18 protein-coding genes are annotated in these 18,570 nt (G+C 61.2%); 7 read left to right on the top strand and 11 right to left on the bottom strand.

The genetic code is table 11. The annotated features are described in order from the left end of the window. Positions 1-113: 113 nt before the first annotated feature. The 4 genes from uvrB to NBG89_RS08595 form a co-directional block, all read right to left on the bottom strand. Positions 114-2,969, bottom strand: coding sequence for an excinuclease ABC subunit UvrB (uvrB, locus tag NBG89_RS08610; protein ID WP_431322638.1), 2,856 nt, complete (start codon positions 2,967-2,969; stop codon positions 114-116). A 193-nt stretch (positions 2,970-3,162) separates the two neighbouring features. After that, positions 3,163-3,546, bottom strand: coding sequence for a VOC family protein (locus NBG89_RS08605; protein ID WP_431322464.1), 384 nt, complete (start codon positions 3,544-3,546; stop codon positions 3,163-3,165). Beyond that, positions 3,453-4,166, bottom strand: a complete 714-nt coding sequence (locus NBG89_RS08600) for a hypothetical protein (protein WP_431322463.1) — start codon at positions 4,164-4,166, stop codon at positions 3,453-3,455. The genes NBG89_RS08605 and NBG89_RS08600 overlap by 94 nt, the downstream gene beginning before the upstream one ends. Positions 4,167-4,565: 399 nt before the next feature. Continuing rightward, complete coding sequence (locus NBG89_RS08595) at positions 4,566-4,964, bottom strand: VOC family protein (protein ID WP_431322462.1); 399 nt, start codon at positions 4,962-4,964, stop codon at positions 4,566-4,568. A gap of 75 nt (positions 4,965-5,039) precedes the next feature. Here NBG89_RS08595 and NBG89_RS08590 point away from each other — a divergent pair, with 75 nt between their 5' ends. Continuing rightward, positions 5,040-5,324, top strand: coding sequence for a hypothetical protein (locus tag NBG89_RS08590; protein ID WP_431322461.1), 285 nt, complete (start codon positions 5,040-5,042; stop codon positions 5,322-5,324). Here the strand turns inward: NBG89_RS08590 and NBG89_RS08585 are convergent. Further along, the gene (locus NBG89_RS08585) at positions 5,314-5,517 is read right to left on the bottom strand and encodes a hypothetical protein (RefSeq protein WP_431322460.1); all 204 of its coding nucleotides are present in this window, start codon (positions 5,515-5,517) and stop codon (positions 5,314-5,316) included. The genes NBG89_RS08590 and NBG89_RS08585 overlap by 11 nt on opposite strands. Continuing rightward, positions 5,480-6,553 carry a conjugal transfer protein gene (locus NBG89_RS08580; RefSeq protein WP_431322459.1) on the bottom strand — a complete coding sequence of 358 codons (1,074 nt, stop codon included), beginning with the start codon at positions 6,551-6,553 and terminating at the stop codon, positions 5,480-5,482. The genes NBG89_RS08585 and NBG89_RS08580 overlap by 38 nt, the downstream gene beginning before the upstream one ends. A 294-nt stretch (positions 6,554-6,847) precedes the next feature. Between NBG89_RS08580 and NBG89_RS08575 the strand changes: the two genes are divergently transcribed. After that, the gene (locus tag NBG89_RS08575; RefSeq protein WP_088704838.1) at positions 6,848-7,201 is read left to right on the top strand and encodes a DMT family protein; all 354 of its coding nucleotides are present in this window, start codon (positions 6,848-6,850) and stop codon (positions 7,199-7,201) included. 27 nt (positions 7,202-7,228) lie between these two features. Here the strand turns inward: NBG89_RS08575 and NBG89_RS08570 are convergent, their stop codons facing one another. From NBG89_RS08570 to NBG89_RS08560, 3 genes are all read right to left on the bottom strand, one after another. Beyond that, the gene (locus NBG89_RS08570; protein ID WP_431322637.1) at positions 7,229-7,561 is read right to left on the bottom strand and encodes an ArsR/SmtB family transcription factor; all 333 of its coding nucleotides are present in this window, start codon (positions 7,559-7,561) and stop codon (positions 7,229-7,231) included. Beyond that, positions 7,554-8,000 (bottom strand): SRPBCC family protein, encoded by a 447-nt coding sequence (locus NBG89_RS08565; protein ID WP_431322458.1) that lies wholly within the window; start codon positions 7,998-8,000, stop codon positions 7,554-7,556. The genes NBG89_RS08570 and NBG89_RS08565 overlap by 8 nt, the downstream gene beginning before the upstream one ends. A gap of 212 nt (positions 8,001-8,212) precedes the next feature. Next, complete coding sequence (locus tag NBG89_RS08560) at positions 8,213-8,599, bottom strand: acyl-CoA thioesterase (RefSeq protein ID WP_028744706.1); 387 nt, start codon at positions 8,597-8,599, stop codon at positions 8,213-8,215. 318 nt (positions 8,600-8,917) lie between these two features. On the opposite strand from NBG89_RS08560, the gene NBG89_RS08555 reads away from it, so the two are divergent. The 4 genes from NBG89_RS08555 to NBG89_RS08540 all read left to right on the top strand — a co-directional run bounded on the left by NBG89_RS08555 (position 8,918) and on the right by NBG89_RS08540 (position 15,125). Next, complete coding sequence (locus tag NBG89_RS08555; RefSeq protein ID WP_431322457.1) at positions 8,918-10,735, top strand: methyl-accepting chemotaxis protein; 1,818 nt, start codon at positions 8,918-8,920, stop codon at positions 10,733-10,735. 217 nt (positions 10,736-10,952) lie between these two features. Continuing rightward, the gene (locus NBG89_RS08550; protein ID WP_431322456.1) at positions 10,953-12,614 is read left to right on the top strand and encodes an alpha/beta hydrolase; all 1,662 of its coding nucleotides are present in this window, start codon (positions 10,953-10,955) and stop codon (positions 12,612-12,614) included. Positions 12,615-13,332: 718 nt separating this feature from the next. Next, positions 13,333-13,572: a hypothetical protein gene (locus tag NBG89_RS08545; RefSeq protein WP_431322455.1), complete on the top strand. Its 240-nt coding sequence runs from the start codon at positions 13,333-13,335 to the stop codon at positions 13,570-13,572. A 143-nt stretch (positions 13,573-13,715) separates the two neighbouring features. Continuing rightward, the gene (locus tag NBG89_RS08540; protein WP_431322454.1) at positions 13,716-15,125 is read left to right on the top strand and encodes a pyridoxal phosphate-dependent decarboxylase family protein; all 1,410 of its coding nucleotides are present in this window, start codon (positions 13,716-13,718) and stop codon (positions 15,123-15,125) included. A 79-nt stretch (positions 15,126-15,204) separates the two neighbouring features. Here NBG89_RS08540 and NBG89_RS08535 read toward each other — a convergent pair whose 3' ends face one another. After that, on the bottom strand, positions 15,205-15,624 hold the full coding sequence (locus NBG89_RS08535; protein WP_431322453.1) for a DoxX family protein: 420 nt from the start codon (positions 15,622-15,624) through the stop codon (positions 15,205-15,207). A gap of 123 nt (positions 15,625-15,747) precedes the next feature. Then, a complete protein-coding gene (locus NBG89_RS08530) occupies positions 15,748-16,794 on the bottom strand; it encodes a diguanylate cyclase domain-containing protein (protein ID WP_431322452.1) in 1,047 nt (348 codons plus the stop codon). A 276-nt stretch (positions 16,795-17,070) separates the two neighbouring features. Here NBG89_RS08530 and NBG89_RS08525 point away from each other — a divergent pair, with 276 nt between their 5' ends. Continuing rightward, positions 17,071-18,399, top strand: coding sequence for an extensin family protein (locus NBG89_RS08525; protein ID WP_431322451.1), 1,329 nt, complete (start codon positions 17,071-17,073; stop codon positions 18,397-18,399). Positions 18,400-18,570 lie beyond the last annotated feature (171 nt).

Genomic DNA, 18,570 nt, shown 5'->3' with positions numbered 1-18,570 from the left:
CTTTGGGTTCAAAGCGCTGAGCCATGACTGCATGGGGTGTTTTGCATAGCCGATTCCCTTCGCGGTAGTTACAGCAGCTGTCACTGTTCGCTTGAGCGTAGCTGTCTTGTTCTCTACCGCCCCGGCCGCCCCGTCTTCCCCTTGGTTCGCCCCTTGCGCTTCTGGTCCACCGGATCCTCGTAGCTCCCGACGCCGGTCTTGCCGCGCACCAGCGGTCTGACATCGTCGCGCTCCGGCTGGCCTTCCAGCATCGGTGAGAAGCGCTTCGTGCCCTTGGCGGCATCGGGCTTGTCCGGCAGGTGGCCGGTGACCGGTTTTTCGGTGCGGCCGACGGTCATTTCGTCAAGCGTGTTGCGGCGGAAGAGGGTCTTGCCGGCGGGGTCGGCGAGGTCGCGACCTATGTTGTCCAGATCGGGCTTGGCGAAGAGGGAGCCACCGCCCGCGGCCGGCTTGGCGCTCTTCTTGCTGCTGCCTTCCTGCGAGCGGGCTTCTTCCCGCGCCATCGGGTCGTCCATGACGGCGAGTTCGGCGGCCTTGAGGCGCTTGATCTCGTCGCGCAGGCGGGCGGCCTTTTCGAAGTCGAGGTCGGCGGCGGCGTCGCGCATCTGCTTTTCCAGCGCGTTAAGATGCGTCTGGAGGTTGCCGCCGACGAGGTTGCCGCCATCGGCGAAGCCCTTGCCCGAGGCGCCCGATATGTCGGCGCGGACGTGGTCGCGCTCATAGACGCTGTCGAGGATGTCGGAGATCTTCGCCTTGACGCTCTCGGGCGTGATGCCGTGTTCCTCGTTGTAGGCCACCTGCTTTTCGCGGCGACGGGCGGTCTCGTCCATGGCGCGCTGCATCGAGCCGGTGATGTTGTCGGCATAGAGGATGACCTTGCCGTCGACGTTACGCGCGGCGCGGCCGATCGTCTGGATCAGCGAGGTCTCCGAGCGCAGGAAGCCTTCCTTGTCGGCATCGAGGATGGCGACGAAGCCGCATTCGGGAATGTCGAGGCCTTCGCGCAGGAGGTTGATGCCGACGAGGACGTCGAAAGCGCCGAGGCGGAGGTCGCGGATGATCTCGATACGCTCCAGAGTGTCGATGTCGGAGTGCATGTAGCGGACGCGGACGCCCTGTTCGTGCAGGTATTCGGTCAGGTCCTCGGCCATGCGCTTGGTCAGCACGGTGCAGAGGGTGCGGTAGCCCTTGGCGGCGGTCTCGCGGATTTCACCGAGCACGTCGTCGACCTGGCTGCGGGCGGAGCGGACCTCGACGGGCGGGTCGATCAGGCCGGTCGGGCGGATCACCTGCTCGGCGAAGACACCGCCTGATTGCTCCATCTCCCAGCCGCCGGGGGTGGCCGAGACGGCGATCGTGTCCGGGCGCATGGCGTCCCATTCCTCGAAGCGCAGCGGCCGGTTGTCCATGCAGGAGGGCAGGCGGAAGCCGTATTCGGCGAGCGTCGCCTTTCGGCGGAAGTCGCCCCGGTACATGCCGCCGATCTGCGGGATGGTGACGTGGCTTTCGTCGATGAAGACGATGGCGTTATCGGGGACGTATTCGAAGAGCGTCGGCGGCGGGTCGCCGGGGTCGCGGCCGGTCAGGTAGCGCGAATAGTTCTCGATACCCTGGCAGGAGCCGGTGGCTTCGAGCATTTCGATATCGTAGCGGGTGCGCTGTTCGAGGCGCTGGGCTTCCAAGAGGCGGCCAGCCTTCTCAAGTTCGACGAGACGGAGCTTCAGCTCCTCCTTGATCGACTTGATGGCGGCGTTCAGCGTCGGGCGCGGGGTGACGTAGTGCGAGTTGGCGTAGATCTTCACCGATTTCAGGTCGCCGGTCTTGGCGCCGGTCAGCGGGTCGAACTCGGTGATGGCGTCGATCTCGTCGCCGAACATGGAGATCCGCCAGGCCGCGTCTTCCAGGTGGGCCGGGAAGATTTCGATGGTGTCGCCACGGACGCGGAACGAGCCGCGCTGGAAATCCATGTCGCGGCGCTTGTATTGCTGGGCGACGAGGTCGGCGAGCAACTGGCGCTGGTCGAGGCGGTCGCCAACATTCATCTGGAAGGTCATGGCGGTATAGGTCTCGACCGAGCCGATACCGTAGATGCAGGAGACCGAGGCGACGATGATGCAGTCGTCGCGCTCGAGCAGCGAGCGCGTCGCCGAGTGGCGCATGCGGTCAATCTGCTCGTTGATCGAGGATTCCTTCTCGATGTAGGTGTCGGAGCGCGGGACGTAGGCTTCGGGCTGGTAGTAGTCGTAGTAGGAGACGAAGTACTCGACCGCGTTGTCGGGGAAGAAGTTCTTGAACTCGGAATAGAGCTGGGCGGCGAGCGTCTTGTTCGGCGCCAGGATCAGGGCCGGGCGCTGCGTTTCCTCGATCACCTTGGCCATGGTGAAGGTCTTGCCGGAGCCGGTGACGCCGAGCAGGACCTGGCTGCGATCGCCATTGCCAAGGCCCTCGACGAGGTCCTTGATGGCGGTAGGCTGGTCGCCGGCGGGCTTGTATTCACTGTCCATGCGGATCGAGATGCCGCCTTCGGACTTGTCCGGCCGGGCAGGGCGGTGCGGCGTCCAGATCTTGCCGTTCTTGTGCAGCGGGTTGCCGCTCTCGATCAGCTTGGCAAGCGCGTCGACAGTGGCGGTGACGGCGGTGCCGGCCTGCAGCGAAGCGGCTTCCTCCAGCGTCGTGTCCATGCCGGCAACGGGATTGAGGCCGGCGGCGGCGCGGGTCTTCGGGTCGGTCGAGCCGCCCATCGAGGTGCCGCGCGCGGATTTGGAGGCGGCGATCTCCACCTTCTTGCGATGCTTGCCGGCCTTCGAGGCGATCTGGCGCTGCGTCTCGACACTGGACGCCTCGGCATCGGCCTCCAGCTGCTTCACCCAGTCGGCAACGGAACCGGACAGGGGAGCGCCCTCGAAGGACGACTGCGGGGCTTCCTCGAAGCCAACAGGGGCGGCGGATTTCTTCGGAGTTTTGGCCATGGGCGGAATATGGCGAGAGTCACTGCGAAAGTGAAGGGGCAAAGAGTACAAAAGGGAAACGGATTTTTTCGCGGATGTCGGGAATTGATGGGGGAGCGACGCGTGACGCGGCGCAATACCGCGTCCAGGCGGCGTCGAAGCCATCCGGTCCTGATCATCGGCGTCACGGCTGCTTGCGGACATCAGGTCGGCGTCATCCGCGTGCCGGCTGAAAGAGCTCAACGAAATTTCCGGAGGGATCGATCAGCAGGATCTGGGACCCGCCCGGCCCGGTGACGATCTCGTTGCGGAATTGGACGCCGGCGACGCGCAGGCGCGCCACTTCCGCCGACAGATCGTCGACGATCAGATGGATGCGGTTCCAACCGCCGGGGCGGGGCAGTTCGCCGTCCGGCATGGGTCGTCCCGCGGAACTGGTCGGGCCGCTGAGCAAAAGCCGCAGCGCTCCACGCCGCACATCCGCGAAGGCGGGAGCGTAATTCGTCAGAACGGAAAAGCCGAGATGCGTTGTGTACCAGGCGATGGCTGCCTCGACATCATCGACCATGTAGCGGACATTGACTGTGGTTTCCGCCATGTCCTCCTCCCAATGTTGGGCGGCCAAGGGCGGCGTCGGTCGCCATCACGCGTGACCGCCAATTGCCTCACCAGGAAAACTGTCGCGGCTCGGAGAAAAGGGAAGCCCGTCGCGGCAGATGATGTGCGCCTCATTTCCGCAAGCGCCTTGTTGCGCGGCCCGGACATCCGGTCGCCGACCAGGATGACGGCGTGGATGACGTCGCGGAAATGCGGATCCCAGCTCGCCGGGGCTGGGTCGTTCAGCGCGGCGTTCTTCATACCCGAGTGGAAGGAGGCGTCCGGCGGGATCTTCGGGTCGGGGACTTGCAGGGCCGTGTAACCGTCGCGCGTGATGCCGACGCCGACGTAGGGAGTGCCCTTCGTGCCGGCGGCCTTGAACGCCTTGACCTCCATCAGATGAGTCCGGGCGGATTTCAGCAGCGGCGCGCCGGTCGGTGGCTGTGCCAGTGATTTCAGCAGCGTGCGACCGCCGGCCAGATCGGTGAATTTCAGGAACAGGATGGTCAGGAATTCGCGCGTGTGTGCCTTGACTATGTTCGGCTGGAGTTCGTCGAGCATCACGGCTGCGTCTCCTGCCGCGCTCTCCCACGAGAGCGGCTGAGTAAGGTCAAAAGACATGGCTTCTCCTCCACAGGGGCTTGTCGGCCTAGGATGTCAATGCGCGTGGCGGAAACTGTTCAGACCGACGATTGATCTACTGTCGTCGTGCAACGTGTTTCAGGTCTTGATTCATCGATTTTTCGCAAGCGGTATCATCGCCGCCAGATGTCTGACGGGCACATTACCGGTATAGGTGTGATCTATTGTGCTTGCTGTATGATCTGCATATGCAACTTGTAATACTTGTCTCATATTTGACCGTTCACCGCAATAGCTATTTAGAAGCAGATGCTTGGCGGAAATTTCCGCGCCAGACGGCGGCGTTCCGACTATATTAAACGCGGTGGTTGCGATGGCGTGCGCCCCTGGACGGATTGCCGATTGGCGCGATGACGGGAATGGGATGGTACAGGGATATTATTGCTGACGCTCGAGACGCAGTGCCGGCTGAAAGAGTTCAACGAAATTTCCGGACGGGTCTATCAGCAGGATCTGCGATCCGCCCGGTCCCGTGACGATGTCGTTGCGGAATTGGACGCCGGCGGTACGCAGGCGTGCCACTTCCACAGGCAGGTCGTCGACGATGAGATGTATACGATTCCAACCGCCGGATCGGGGCTGTGCGCCGTCCGGCATCGGTCGTGCCGCCGAACTCGTCGGTCCGCTGAGCAACAGTCGCAGCGCTCCGCGCCGCACATCCGCGAAAGCGGGGGCGTAGTTCGACAGAACTGAAAAGCCCAGATGAGTCGTGTACCATGTGATGGCTGCTTCGACATCATCGACCATGTAACGGACATTGACGGTCGTTTCCGACATTTCCTCCTCCCATCGCTGAGCAGGCGCGTTCTGCCTGAAGGCGTCGCCGTTCTACGTCACCGTCGATTTTATCACTTGAAAAGTGTCGCGGAATGGAAAAATGGAAATCAATCCGCCGAGGGCAGCATGCTGGAGGCGCTGCATGCGGCCAAAAAGCTTTGGTGTCATGCCAGCCGTCGGCGGCGAACACCTCGATTGATCGCCGCAGCCTCAAGGGCCGAATGGTTGAAACAGCGGTCGCCCGATCCTTCGTGGTCCTTCCGGATTGCCGGGATGCTGGGGGCACTTGCGGACCGCCACCGGCAGTCGCCGATGGCTTTCATTGCCGAATACCGGACCCTTGAGGCCCTTAAACGATGACCGGCATCAGGAAGGCGACGAATTCGGATTCCTTTGCGCCAGCAGCGTTCTTCTCCAGACGTGGAAACGTCCTTTCGCAGACCGTATTGCTCTGGTTTCCTCCAAGCAGCGTTACTGTCGCGTTGGTCCAGGAGACCACGAAGCCGATATGGCCGTTACCCGTCGGGCCAGTTCGGATCGGTGAAAGGCGCATAGCGGCGAACCGCGATGGCACCTGGTTTCGGTTCTTTAAGCACGAGGAATTGGTTCTTCTTGTTCCAAAAGAACGATCGGGCGCCGGGATGATCAGTGCCCATGTGGCCGCTGCTGACAAGGCAGTAATTGACAAAAGCGGCGCACCAATCGACCTCGCCGCCGCCGGCAACCTCGAACCATGGCGCGCAGACCTTGAAGTAATTGGGGATGCGTGGGTTCTCTCCGGGGTCTGGCCACTGGCTGCGTTCATGCGCCGGCAGGGCGGCTTCGCGGCGGGCGATGGCCATCCAGTCCTGCGTGGCCGATGCCGCTGAAGACGCAACGCCGATGGACGCAGCCATCAGCGGTGCGGGCGGCGCATTTAACCTCACGATGCCCGGCTTCCAGCCCTCTACGATCTGGATGAACTTCGCGATCTTGCGGAAGTCCTCCATCTTCAGGTTGGAGAGTAGGGCATTCAGCGCTATCCCGGTCTTACTGTGGATGAACTGGGCGTAAGCTTCCGTGTTATTCTCGCTTGGCGGTGCATAGCGGAAAATCGCCTGTTTGAGGGTGAGTTTGATATAGGTTGCCGTTCGGAGCAGGGCGATGATTGCCGCCTTTCCCGTGTCCTCCTCTGGAAAGATCGCAAAACTGCCGTCGTCGCCAATGGCGCCGCAATTGATGGAAAAATCGCCCTTGCGGATATTGCCCGGGTTGCAGTTGCGCCAGGAGCGGGAGCCGCCCTCGCGGATTTCGTCGCGGCCATCCGCGTCGGTATAGAGGATCGTTTTTGGTGCGATCGCGCGGGCGTGGACGAACGGTCCATGCGCGCCGGCGGGTGGTGGGGCAGGGCTGTCCATGTTGGCGACGGGCGGCGTGCTCGGCAGAGTTTCGCTAAGGCTAACTCCGTCCGAGGAAGACAATGCGAGGTCGTAGGTGACGGTATAGGTACCGCCGGCATCGACGATCGAGCCGATCTTCATTTTCGCTTGCGCCAGAGCGGCGAGCACTCCGGCCAAACTGGTTTTGACTATATCTGTGATCGTGTCCATGGCGCGTCCCCTCCGGCAGATGACTGGTAAAGGCGATCCGGACCGGCGATGTGGGGCGATGTTGCGGCAATTCCTTCCGCTGCAGCGTATCGGACTGTCGATCTGCGGATCTCTGCTATTAGGCGCACAGCTTTTGAGGAATTCACACTAATCAATCACTGATTGTGTTTCGAGGGGCCTGCGAGTGTTGCCGCCGCCCGTGTGCTGCCTTGAGGGGGCAAGTCGGCGCAGCCCCTTGCAGAGTGAAAATTTGGCGATACATGCTGCCGCCAGTTTCAACTTCGGGAATCGCCCATGCCCTTTGTCTTCAATCCAACCGCCGTCTGGCCGGTTGTCATGCTTTTCGCGTCCAACATCTTCATGACCTTCGCCTGGTACGGCCATCTCAAGCACAAGGGCGCGGCGCTATTTATCGCCATCGTCGTCAGCTGGGCGATCGCCTTCTTCGAATACTGCCTTGCCGTACCGGCTAACCGGATCGGTTCGGCCGTCTATTCGACGGCGCAGCTGAAGACGATGCAGGAAGTGATCACGCTGCTCGTGTTCTCGGGCTTTTCGGTATTCTGGTTGGGCGAGAGCCTGACGTGGAACCATGCCATCGGTTTCGCCCTGATTGCGATCGGCGCATCGTTCATTTTTCGCGGCTAGGTCTGGCCGCCAGCTGGCCCGATGTGCCTATCGTTCCACGAAGGCGCGCAGGCGCTCGAGTGCGTCGTCCCATTGTCGTGAGACACCGTCGAGATAAGCGCGCATCTCGCCGATGCGATCGGGTTGGAAAGCGTAATGGCTTTCCCGCCCGACCTTGGTGGAGCGGACGAGGCCGGCCTGTTCCAGCACATGCAGGTGTTTCGTCACCGCTTGCCTAGTGAGCACAGTGCCGACCGAAAGCCCTGCAATCGAGCGTTCGCGCCCATCGCTGAGGGTCGTCAGCAGCGACAGGCGCGTTGGGTCTCCGAGGGCGGCGAACAGGATTGCCGCGTTCTCGCCGTGGAGTTCGACGTTATCGATTGACGTATTCCTTGATGTTTTTCATCTGTTCGGCCCAGCCGCCGTCGTTCATGCGGAAGGCTTCCTCCCGGCGGTGCGGCGGGACCTTGTCGAAGCCCGATTCCGTAACCGTCAGGCGTGAACCCAACGGCGTCGGTTCGAGGCGGAATTCGACGAGTGTCGGCGGCTCACCGGAATAGTCCACATCAGGATCGATGGCGTAGGGATGCCAGGTGAAGGAAAAGAGCTCAGGCTCCTCCATGCGCTTGACGGTCGCCTGCCAGCGAATGTGCTCGTAGCCGGGATAGGTGATGTGGCCTGTCGAATTTTCGCCCGGCACGAAGGGGCCGTCCAGTTGGACGCGGAACCATTCGCCGAACTCACGGTGATCGGTGATGGCCTTCCAGACGCGTTCGACCGGAGCATTCAGTTCGATGATCTTCTCGATGCGATCAGACATATCAGCAACCTCCTGGTTGCCTTTTTATCGCATGACGGCGGCGAAATGGCAACCAAAAAGTTGCGTGTTCTTAGCCAAGGACATCGTAGATGCGGAAAATGAAGCTGACCTGATAGACCAGTCAGTAACCGCGCCAGGCTCAGCGAGATCACCATCCCCATCACCGCCTTGACGTGGAGGAAGACCTCGGGCGGGGTGACCGTCTCTAGCATCTACTCCGCGGGGACCGGCTTCGGCTTTCCGCTCTCGTCGAGCGCGACCATGATGAAGGTCGCCGCCGTCACCTGTTCCATGTTGTTGTAGCGGGCGCGCGTCGCCCATGCCTCGACCGAGAGCGTGATCGAGGTGCGACCGACAGCCACGATCGTTGTGTAGACCGAGAGCGTATCGCCGATCTTCACGGGAAGGGCGAAGGCCATCTCCTTGACGGCAGCGGTGACAACGCGGCCCTTGGCACGCTCGGAAGCCATGATGCCCGAGGCAAGGTCCATCTGCGCCATGACCCAGCCACCAAAAATGTCGCCTGCCGGATTGGCGTCGGCAGGCATCGCCACGGTGCGAAGAGTCAGCGCGCCGTTCGGCTTGGCGTTGTCGGTCATGGAGGGCTCCTGTTCGGGAAAGGGATAACGATTCCGGAAGGACCGTAGCGCAGATGGCTCGGAAGCGAAACGCGGCGCTGTCGAGAGACGGTCGGTTCGTCGCCGGATCTGCTACTATGGTTCTACGAGAAGTTACCTAGCGCGGTTTGTATCGGCTTTCCCTTATCGATAGAAATCAATGCCTTGCATAGAAAATTGGGCCAATGGCAAGAATGCCCACCCTACGGTAATTGAGCTGATTCTAATTTAAATTCACGATCCGGTAAGGCCCACATAGCAGTATTTCATTATGATCAAATTCTGAACTGCCGGGGCTCAATGCGTAACGTCAAGATTTCCACCCGCCTCTATTCTCTCGTGGGGCTGGCGCTGACCATTCTGGTGCTCGCCATCACATTCTTCCTCAACTATTCACACTCCAAGCTGGAGAGCGAACGCAAGCAAGGTCTTGCACAAATGGATGCGACCGCGATCGCCATCTTCCAGAAATACTACAAGCTGGAACAGTCCGGCGCCATGACCCGGGAGCAGGCGCAGACCGCGGCGAAGGACGTGATCTCGGCCATGCGCTACGGTGGCAACGGCTATTTCTGGATCAACGACATGCATCCGACGATGATCATGCATCCGATCAAGCCGGAGCTGAACGGAACGGACCTGTCCCAAAACAAGGATCCGACCGGTAAGTTCATCTTCGTCGAGTTCGCCAATACCGTGAAGAAGAGTGGCGAAGGCTTCGTCGATTACTACTGGCCGAAGCCGGGCGCGGCCGATCCGGTGCTCAAATATTCTCATGTGGTCGGCTTCGAGCCCTGGGGCTGGGTGGTTGGCACCGGCGTCTATGCCGATGATCTTGCAGCGCTCTATCGCCAGAACGCGATCTGGGCTGCCGGCGCCTGCCTCGTCGGGGCGATCATCATCATCGGCGTCGCCTTTGGTATCGTTCGTAGCGTGACGTCGCCGATCGCCCGGCTAAAGGGCGCGATGAACGCGATTGCCGAAGAACGCGACGCGGTCGATATCGTCGATCACGACCGGCGCGACGAGATCGGCGCAATGGCGAAATCTCTCCTTGTGTTGCGGGATTCCGTCCGCGAGCGGGTGCTGATGCGGGACCGCGAGAGCCAGCACCAGCTGCAGATCGAGGAGGAGCGTCGCGGCAACGAGGCAAGCTGGCGCTCGGCAGCGGATCGCCAGACCTTTGCCATCCAGTCGCTCGGTGCCGGACTTGAGAAACTGGCTGCCGGCGACCTGACCGTGTCCATCGGCGATCTCGGTGCGGACTATGCAAAGCTGCGCTCCGACTTCAACTCGGCCGTCGATGCGCTGAACGGCGTCATCCAAGCGATCGCGGAATCGACCCGCGTCGTCAACGGCAGCGCCGGCAATATCAGCGAGGCCACGAACAATCTGTCGAAGCGCACCGAGCAGCAGGCGGCTGCGCTGGAAGAGACGGCGGCGGCACTCGACGAGATCACAGCGACCGTGCGGACCGCCTCGGAACGTGCAGCGGAAGCCCGCGAGATGGTGGCGGAAACCAAGACCAGCGCCGGCAAGTCGGGCGACATCGTCCGCAATGCGGTCACGGCGATGAACAGGATTGAGGATTCATCGAACCGTATCAGCCAGATCATCGGCGTTATCGATGAGATTGCCTTCCAGACGAACTTGCTCGCGCTCAATGCCGGCGTCGAAGCCGCGCGTGCAGGCGAGGCGGGACGCGGTTTCGCCGTCGTCGCACAGGAAGTGCGCGAGCTTGCGCAGCGGTCCGCCAATGCCGCGAAGGAGATCAAGGTGTTGATCAGCACCTCGGCAAGCGAAGTCGGCAACGGCGTGATGCTGGTGCGCTCCACTGGTGATGCGCTGCTCGAAATCGAGGAGCTGGTCAATCGCGTCAACAACCATGTCGTCTCGATCGCCACGGCGGCGCGCGAGCAGGCCACGGGCCTCAACGAGATCAACACCTCGGTCAACCACATGGACCAGATGACGCAGCAGAATGCCGCGATGGTGGAGGAGACGACGGCTGCTAGCCAGACGCTGGCCGAGGAAAGCCGACAGTTGAGCACCTTGCTTGCCAATTTCAAGCTGCGCGCGACTGGCAACAGCACGAGGCGGATGTCGCGCGCCGCCTGAATGGCGGATTGGTAACAAAGCGGAGGCTCCCGGTAGTGTTCGGGAGCTTTTTTGTATGGAGCCTACCTGTTCGTGCGTCCCTTGAGTTTGCGCTTTCAGATAGTAAGGTGCTTGGCGTCCCGTAGCGGATTGCCTGCCGACTTTGATGGTGACGTCAGCGAGGCGGGGCGCAGGTGCAGCCGGTTGATATCGGTGTCAGAAGCGTGAGAGGGAACGCATGAAACGTTTGCTGCTGCGCCTATTCGTGTCGCTTTCGACGCCGGGGCTGGCGCTTGGCTTCATCTTCTTTGCCGCGTCGCTGACGCCGAGCCTCATGCCACGATCCTTCTTCGTTCAAGGTGCACTGTCCGGCATCGCCGCCGCCGTCGGGTATCTGTTCGGGGTAACCTTTACCTGGCTTTGGAAATACCTGGAACTGCCGCTGCCGCCCGGGCGAAGACTGCCCGGCAACCTGATCGTTTGCGGACTTGGTGTTGTATTGTCCGTCCTCGTCCTGTGGCGCGCGGCCGGCTGGCAGAATTCGATCCGCGACTTGTGGCACATGGAGCGCGTCGACACAGCTGAGCCCTTCAGCGTCGCCTTCGTCGCGATCGTTGCTTTCTTCATTGCCGTTCTGGCCGGTAGGCTGTTCCGGTTGACGTGTCTGTTCCTGTCGGAATGGCTATCGCGCTTCGTGCCGCGCCGCGTCTCTCAGGTGATCGGGGGTATTCTTGCGATCGCGCTTTTCTGGTCTGTGGTGGATGGCGTCCTGCTGCGCGCGGCGTTGCATCTGGCCGATAGTTCGTTCCAGAGGGTCGATGCGCTTCTGGAAGATGGCGTCCCCAAGCCAAGTGATCCGGCAAAGACCGGAAGCGCCGCCTCGCTTGTCACTTGGGAGGGACTTGGGCGTCAGGGCCGCAATTTCATCGGATCAGGGCCGACAGCTGCGCAGATCGCTGATTTCTGGAAGACGCCGGCGCGCGAGCCGCTGCGAACCTATGTCGGCCTGAACAACGCGGAAACGATCGAAGAGCGCGCAAAGCTCGCGCTCGAAGAGATGAAGCGCCAAGGCGCGTTTGAACGCTCGCTCCTGGTCATCATCGCCCCGACGGGAACCGGCTGGATCGATCCGGAGGCGATGGACACGCTCGAATATCTGCATCACGGCGATGTGGCGAGCGTCGGACTTCAGTATTCCTATCTGACCAGTTGGTTGTCGCTGCTGGTCGAGCCGGAATACGGTTCTGCTTCCGCCAAGGCGTTGTTTCGGGAAGTGTACGGCTACTGGACGACGTTGCCACGGGACAAGCGACCGAAGCTCTACCTGCACGGCCTCAGCCTCGGAGCGCTGAATTCCCAAGTGTCGGCCGATATTTTCGACATCGTTGCGGATCCATTCCAGGGGGCGTTGTGGAGTGGGCCACCTTTTGAAAGCACAATGTGGCGAGACGTGACGGCTGCGCGCAATCCCGAATCGCCTGCGTGGTTGCCGCAGTTCCGCGACGGGTCTCTCATCCGGTTCACAAACCAGACGAACCAGCTGGATATTCCCGGCGCAAACTGGGGGCCTATTCGCATCGTCTATCTGCAATATGCCAGCGATGCCGTGACGTTCTTCGATCCCTATTCTTTCTATCGCGAACCGGCATGGATGCGGCGTCCGCGCGGGCCGGACGTTTCGCCGAGCCTGCGTTGGTTTCCCGCGCTGACAATGCTGCAATTGCTGGTCGATCTGGCGATCGCAACAAGTTCTCCGATGGGGTACGGCCACGTCTATGCGCCGCAGCACTATATCGATGGCTGGGTTGCCGTGACGGACGCTAAGATCGATGCAGAGAAGCTCGATGCGCTGAAGCGGCTGTTCGAGACCCGGTCGGTGCAGGCAGGCGCAGGCGACTAGTTATCCACAGTCTGCGTCCCAAACCGGGAAACGCTGTGCATTAACCATGTCCGTTAGCGTTTCATTTAGCGTCTCGTATCAGTTTGCGCCGCAGTGGCTGGGAAACCACAGCATTGAGGCTCGAAACAATGACCTACAGCGGCTTGCTTCTTACTGCCATCGTGGCTGGTTTGATCACAATTCTGGCGGCCGGCAGTCGTCCGGCGACTGAGGCTGCGTCCAATTGGCCGCAGATGGACGTTATGAAGACTGATCGGATCGTTACGGGCAGTGTTCCTGCACGATAAAATGAACGTGCGTCAGATTTATCCCTTGCCTGCGCCGGTGGATGTATCAAATCGGCACCCCGGACGTCTCCCAGTGAGGCGTCGCAACTGATATTCAGACTTTGTTAAGCGTTAGGGACGTGAGGCCTTTTGCAACCTCGGCGGATGACCTAAGCCGATATCATGGGAGAGAAATCATCATCCGAGTCACGGCCGTGCCTGATCGATCTGGTGATCGTTGGGGTGGTCGCGGGACTTCTGGCTTGCCTTTTGCGCGGCGGCAATATCGGTGCGATCGCGCCGGTGGGCCTTGGAACAGCCTTGTCCTGGTATTTTCTGGGCTTCCCGATCATCAGGACAAGAAATCGCTCGCGCTAATTGGTCATTTCGAAGCAAGAGCACGTTAAGAGTCAGGGGCTTAAGCGGGTAGGGGTTCTTAAGGCAATTTACCCATGTGTAGTTCCGATCAACGTTATGATGTCATTTGCGACCCGCTCGACCTCTGGATGGTGTGGGACAACGAGACTGAAGAGCCTGCATCCTTCGGCGGGCAGATATTGCATGGCCTGACAGAAGGCCACGCCATTGAAGTCGCCAAAATCATGAACGAGTTGTACGGTAACGAGAAGCGCGATGCGGCTCGTTTATCCAGCGATGACCTTGGCCAGACTACGTGTCGCGGCGGGTGCTGATGTTCTCGGGCGCCACTATTGCGCGTTATGGCGCCGTGCTGGCACGGGCGTAAGGTTCAGGTTATTCTCCGTCGCCACAGGCTTTGACAGCGATGTCGTGTGCGAATTCGGGAGGCGCACGGCATGGCGGGGAGGCGGATGCGGTGAGCACCATGGAATTGTTCTCGATTGCCGCTGCTCATGCGGCTCGTTTTCGCGAGACGACGAACAACCGTCTCCATCGTCCTTTGCGTGACTATGACGCCGCCGTGGAAGCGTTTGGCGCCCCGCTGCCTGAACTGTCGGCGCCGATGATCGACGTACTCGACGAGCTGGTGGCAACGGCGGAACCTGGGTTGCATTTGATGACAGGGGCGCGCTTCTTCGGCTGGGTCATTGGCGGCTCTCATCCCATGGGCGTTGCCGCGGATTTCCTGACGAGCGCGTGGGGGCAGAATGCCGGTAACCACACCGTGTCGCCCTCAGCTGCGGCCGTCGAAGCCGTAGGGGCACGCTGGCTGCTTCAACTGCTAGACCTTCCCGCAGGCTCCTCAGTGGGCTTTGTCACAGGCGCGACCGTGGCGAATTTCACTTGCCTTGCGGCTGCCCGTGGCGAGGTGCTGCTGCGGGCCGGCTGGGACGCCGACGCCAAAGGGCTGTTCGGAGCGCCGCCGATCACAGTGCTGATTGGCGATGACGCGCATACGACTGTGTTCTCCGCCTTGCAGTTTCTCGGTCTCGGCCACGACCGCGTGGTGCGGATTGCGACGGACGATCAGGGGCGCATCCTGCCGACCGCGTTTGAGCAGGCTGCCAGCGAGGTTACCGGGCCGTGCATCGCCATCCTCCAGGCTGGGCAAATCAATACGGGCGCCTGCGATGATTTCTGCAGGCTGATCCCCATCGCCAAATCGAAGGGCGCGTGGGTGCATGTCGATGGAGCATTCGGCCTCTGGGCCCAGACTTCCGCACGGCGACGCCATTTGACCGCCGGTGTCGAGCAGGCTGACAGTTGGGCGACCGATGGGCATAAATGGCTTCAGACGCCCTATGATTGCGGCTATGCGATCGTGCGCGACGAGCTCGCGCATCGGCGGGCCATGACGATTTCGGCGAGCTATCTGCCGCTTGCCAGCGAGGGCGAGCGTGACCCTTCGCATTATGTGCCGGAACTGTCACGCCGCGCGCGAGGCTTCGCGACATGGGCGATGATCCGACATCTGGGGCGCAGCGGCATCGAAGCTGTTGTCGATGGAGCGTGTGACGCCGCGGCAGGCGTGGCGCGAGCACTCGCAACGGAGCCTGGAATTGCGATCGGCAACGATGTCCAGCTCAACCAGGTGATCGTGCGCTTCGGAGCGGACTTGCCGCCCGAACAGACCGATGATCTGACGAGCCGAGTGATCGGTGCCTTGCAGCGGGAAGGCGTCCTGTTTGCCGGCGGAGCAACATGGCGCAGTAGGCAGGTTATGCGTCTATCGGTCACCAATTACCAGACGAATGCCGTTGAAGCCTTGACGGCGGTCGACGCCATTTTGAGAGCCTACCGGGAAGAACGGCGCTCTGCAGTGTGACCGCATCGTGACATGCTCTGCCGCTATGTCTTTAGTGGGTTGGGGCACTGCTCAGTCGCCGTCTGCAAAAACTGCAATGCTACCGGCTGCGGTCCCTTAGCCAGCGGTCAATCGAGAGGGTGCCGGCGCCGATGGCCGCGAGCACAAACATGCCACCCGCGATGGCTAAATCCTTTTCGAAATGGAGGAGTTCGTTCTGATCGCTGAAGTTGGTGTGAAAGAGTGTGGCGGTGGCCACGCAAAACAGACCCAAGGCCGAAGCGCCGATGCGGGTCAAAAATCCCGTGGCGATGGATAGACCGGCGCAGATCTGGAGAGCGATCGTTGCGACCAGCAGGGGAACACTCAAGCCGAACTGTGCGGCCATCTCGACCGCACCCGAAAAATTCAGTGCCAGCGAAACGCCCTCATGCAGAAAGATCCAGGCAAGCAGCAGCCGACCGATCAACAGGGCAATATCGCGTACGTTCGTGCCGACCGAGGGTTTGCTGTCCGCCATCTCTTGCTCCTGTGCCCGCGCCGCCAGCGACCTCTGAGCAGCGGGCCCATTATAGTTCATCGACGAGGATACGTCGCCAACTCTTCAGAGAGAACGGCGCTGCTTTCACGGATAAGAACCGGGTTAGGCAGCATCCATCTTTTGATTGCCGATGCAGGCAGGATCCTGGTGCACCTTGAAGCGGTTCTTGCCGTCAGTCTTGGCCTTATAGAGCGCGGAGTCGGCACAAACGAAGATGTCGGAACGCAGCGATGCATGGAAGAAGGCTACGCCCACGGATGCGCCGACATGCATTCTGGAGCCATCCCGTTCGACGGAGCGGTTAAGGCTTTGGATAACCGTTTCGGCGAGCTTGGTGACGCTCTCGGCGCTATCGTAGCCGGTGACAATGACCGCGAATTCATCGCCGCCAATGCGGGCCACAAGGTCTGCCCCTTTACATGCCGCCTGTAATCGTTCTGCCGTTTCCTTGAGGCACTCGTCGCCGGCCTGGTGACCGAACGTGTCGTTGATGCCCTTGAAGCCATCGAGGTCGATGAGAAGCAAGGCCATGGTGGTTTCGCCGACAGCCTGCCGGGGCAGGCGCTGCAGGGCAGTCTGAAACTGTGCGCGGTTCGGCAGGCCGGTCAGGATGTCGAATTCCGCAAGATAGCGGATCTGGTCGAACATCATCTTTTCGGCCGTGATGTCGAGTTTCATGCCGAAGATGCGGACAGGGACATCGCCCTCACATTCGACTGTAGCCGTAATGCGGATCCAACGGGTGTTGCCCTTCGGCGTGACGATCTCCGCGTCGAGTGTAAAGCCGCTTCGCTCCTCAATCGCGCGACTGCGCCGTCGCACGAGCTCGGCCAGCGATTCCTGGGAGTAGCATTTCAAGATTTCCGAGCGATCGAGCTCGGCGTGGTATGGCATGTCGAAGAGGTCGTAGACCATCTTGGTCCAGACAAGGCTGTTGTCCGGCAGGCTGCATTCCCACACACCGATCCTTGCGGCTTCCGAGGAGCGATCGAATATCTTGCGGCTGTGGGCGAGGGCGACTGCCTGCTGATCGAGCCGCTGCTGCTTTTCCGCGAGGGCGCGCTGGAGCGCCTCGATGGCGGCCTCGCTCTCGCGCCGGAATGATGGCAGGCGGTCGGCGATTTTAGCGAAAGCAGCAAAAAATTTCATGCCCAACCCAACGTTAGACGGCCTAATCCTACAATCGTTGGAATGACTTAAGATTTCGTTTTGTTGGTCGTGCGGCAACTTGCGTTGTCGAATGTGAACGAGCCCAAACCGGGACATTCGAACGCCTGGGATGAACCTGTGCGTGTGTGTGTTCCGGCTTGGTTTCCGCTTCGGAACGGGGGATGGCGGTGGTCCGGGTAAGCTTTCGTTCACCGTTCTTCATTAAATTTCGGCCTAAGTTTTAGATCCCTGCCGTTCTTCGGAAGCGATGAGAGCATGGCCTTTGTATCCATTCTTCGGCAGTACGTGCTGCCAGTGTTGCTCGCAACGGCGCTGGTGACGTGTTCGACCGATGGCCTTATCCCCCCCGGTGAGGTGGACAACGGTACGCGGGTGGGGTCGATCTCTCCGCCCGAGCGTCGCGTCGCCGCGGCGCGGATGCAAACGGCACCAACTGAACAGGCCTATCCGCTTGGCAATGCGCCGGTCAGCGATGCTGCCGGATCCGTCGACTACCTCAACACACCCAATCTTGCCGGAACGGGACAAACCCGCGTCCAGCGCCAGCCGCAAACGCTTCAGGCGCCGGCGCAGCCTAGGCGGCTGCCGATGATCGATAGCGACGAGGCAATGGCGGGCGCACAAGGCGCAGCCGGCTCGCTTCGAAGCCAGCCTTCGACCTGGGGCGGCACGCAGCAGCTCGCCGTGCCCGAGGGCGGTGTCAACATGGATGCTGAACTTGGCGCGGAGCCCGTGGTTGGCCTTGCCGAGGAGCAGCAGCAGATCGCCGAGGGGCAATCCGATCAGCCCGTTGTCGACGGCATCGGTACCGAAAATCCGACCCAGCTTAACCGTGCGCGTATCCCGGCGCCCGCAGCACAGGCGCGGATGGGCAGCGCGCCTGTGTGGACCGATGGAAGGCCGGTCGTCGCCCCGGCGCGCGTGCCGGAGGAGAACGAGGAGCAGGAGGTCGCCATGCTGCGACCGAACAACCCGACCGCGCCGATGATCAGCGAACCAGCGGCTCCTGTGGATCCGAGCATGATGCCGGCCCGGGAACTTGCCTGCCGTCGCGAATTGAAGCGGATGGGTGTCGTCTATACCGAGAAGCCGCCGATCTCGCAGGGGCCCGCCTGCCAGGTGCCATATCCGATCTCCCTGCAGGGCCTTTCCGGCAATATCGGCGTCCAGCCGGCGGTGACGCTGAATTGCGAGGTGACGCTCGCCTTCGCCAAATGGGTCAAGAACGAACTCGCGCCCTCCGCTCGCTTTCGCTACTGGTCCGGCATCAAGACCATTCAGCCGCTCGGTGGATATAGCTGCCGCCGTATGAACAACAGCCGGCAGCGCTACAATCCGATGTCTGAGCATGCCCGTGGCAACGCGATTGACGTCGGCAAGTTTGTCCTGAAGAGCGGTCACGCGATCGACGTGCGCAAGAAGGGGCTGTTCTCTTTCCGGGAAGGCAGGCTGCTGCAGGCCGTGCGCAGCGACAGCTGCAAGTATTTCAACACGGTGCTGGGACCGGGCAGCAATCCGGAGCACTGGAACCATTTCCACTTCGATCTGCGAGCACGCCAAAGCGGCAGGGTCTACTGCGATTGAAAAGGAAAGGCCGGCTCGAGAGCCGGCCCCAAGGCGAACGCGGCGTGGGCGGCGCCGCCCAACCGGGTCATGTCATGTAACTACTGGTAATGCACTCTACTGCATGTCGAGGAAGCAAAAGGAGCGTAACGAGATCGCTCAGACGGCTGCTCCGCAAGGGGTGCGGCGGGA

The sequence above is a fragment of the Rhizobium sp. YTU87027 genome, from assembly GCF_050644135.1.
Lineage (GTDB): Bacteria > Pseudomonadota > Alphaproteobacteria > Rhizobiales > Rhizobiaceae > Rhizobium.
Note: the sequence above shows the minus strand (reverse complement) of the source record. Positions and strands in the feature narration are given on the sequence as shown.